The 1,930-nt window shown below is 62.4% G+C and carries 2 protein-coding genes; one reads left to right on the top strand and one right to left on the bottom strand.

What is annotated here, in order from left to right:
• Positions 1-612 (bottom strand): Flp pilus assembly protein CpaB (gene cpaB, locus EOC06_RS36505; RefSeq protein WP_245470396.1); only part of this gene is annotated, 612 nt, incomplete at its 3' end.
• Between the two features lie 237 nt (positions 613-849).
• Here cpaB and EOC06_RS36500 point away from each other — a divergent pair.
• Positions 850-1,930: ATP-binding protein (locus EOC06_RS36500; protein WP_245470394.1), on the top strand; the 1,081-nt coding region annotated here is incomplete at its 3' end.

Raw genomic sequence — 1,930 nt, 5'->3', positions numbered from 1 at the left:
GCGCTCGTCGGCGCCCTGCCCGACGCTCAGAACCTTGGCATCGGCGACGACGATCTCGGAGGTGATGGTCGAACCGGCGGCCCCTTGCGCATTCTTGGCCACTTCCTGAATTTCGCCGGCATCGCGCGTCAGCACCACGTCCACGCGGTCACCGGGCGTGACGAAGCCGCCGACACCGGCGATCTCATCGGTGCGGATGGTGACCGCCCGCATTCCAGGCGTCATCATGTTGGAGAGTGTCGCGCGGCCGTTCGGACCGGACAGCTTGGTCAGCAGCACCGGTTCGTTGACCTCGATCGGCGACAGCACCACGCGGCTGCCATCGGCAAGCAACGCATTGATGGTGGTGAAGGCGCCCTGCGGCACGGCCTCTTGCGACCACGGGATTTCGCTGAGCTGCGCGCGGTCGAGCGCCATGCCGTAGCGCAATGGGGCATTCGCCACCACGATGGTCTTGAACTCGACCTTCGGCACGACAGGGGCCGGGATAGACGACGTCTTCTCTTCGGAATCCGCCTTGGCCTGGCTTTTGACCCAGAAATCCGCGGCAAAGATCGAGATCGCCCCAAAAACGGCGGCGATGCCGATCATCGATATGGCCTTGCCCCTCACGCCTAAACCCCTGATATCAGCAGTTTCTTGTTTTGTTGGGCTCACGCTAGGCCGCATTGTTAAAGAATCAGGAATCTTGCGCGCCGGCATCGGACCTATTTCCGCCAGCTTGGTTATCGAATGGTTTTGGGTTAAGAGGGATCAGATCCCCGAACGGAACAGGAACCTCGGTCGCTTGGCGCTGAAAAGCGTGGCAGTATCGCGAGGTGATTCGCAGCACCGGACCCTATGGCAGGCATGGACGACAACAACGATCTCTTCGGCAATATGGACAAGCAGCCGCAGCCGGTTCGCACACCGGCGCGTCCGGCGGATCCGCTGGTGCAGGCCACCAAGCGTCCTGCCTCAATCAAGGATGGCAGCGAGGGCTATAGCGCTGCCGACATCGAGGTGCTGGAAGGGCTGGAGCCGGTGCGCCGCCGGCCAGGCATGTATATCGGCGGCACCGACGACAAGGCGATGCACCATCTGTTCGCCGAGGTCATCGACAATTCGATGGACGAGGCGGTAGCCGGCCATGCCACCTTCATCGATGTCGAGCTCTCGGCCGACGGCTATCTCGCCGTGACCGACAATGGCCGCGGCATCCCGATCGATCCGCACCCGAAGTTCAAGAAGCCGGCGCTCGAAGTGATCATGACGACGCTGCATTCGGGCGGCAAGTTCGACTCCAAGGTTTACGAGACATCAGGCGGCCTGCATGGCGTCGGCGTGTCCGTGGTCAACGCGCTGTCGGACCATCTCGAGGTCGAGGTCGCGCGGGGACGGCAACTGTATCGACAAAAATTCTCGCGCGGCGTTCCCGTGACCGGCCTGGAGCAACTGGGCGAAATCCACAACCGGCGCGGCACAAAGATCCGATTCCACCCCGACGAGCAGATTTTCGGCAAGGGCGCTGCGTTCGAACCGGCGCGGCTCTACCGCATGACGCGCTCGAAAGCCTATTTGTTCGGTGGTGTCGAGATCCGCTGGACCTGCGATCCGTCGCTGATCAAGGAAAAAGATCAGACACCGGCCAAGGCTGAATTCCATTTTCCCGGCGGCCTGAAGGATTATCTCAAGGCATCGCTCGGCGACGACTTCCAGGTGACTCGCGAAATCTTCGCCGGCAAGAGCGAGAAACAAGGCGGCCATGGCTCGCTCGAATGGGCGGTGACCTGGTTCGGCGGCGACGGCTTCATCAATTCCTACTGCAACACCATCCCGACCGGCGAAGGCGGCACCCACGAAGCCGGCTTCCGCAACGTGCTGACGCGGGGCCTGCGCGCCTATGCCGATCTCGTCGGCAACAGGCGCGCCTCGATCGTGACCTCGGAAG

It is taken from the genome of Mesorhizobium sp. M7A.F.Ca.MR.362.00.0.0 (genome assembly GCF_004023175.1).
Taxonomy (GTDB): Bacteria; Pseudomonadota; Alphaproteobacteria; order Rhizobiales; family Rhizobiaceae; genus Mesorhizobium.
The sequence above is the reverse complement of the archived record's forward strand: the minus strand, read 5'-3'. Positions and strand labels throughout refer to the sequence as shown.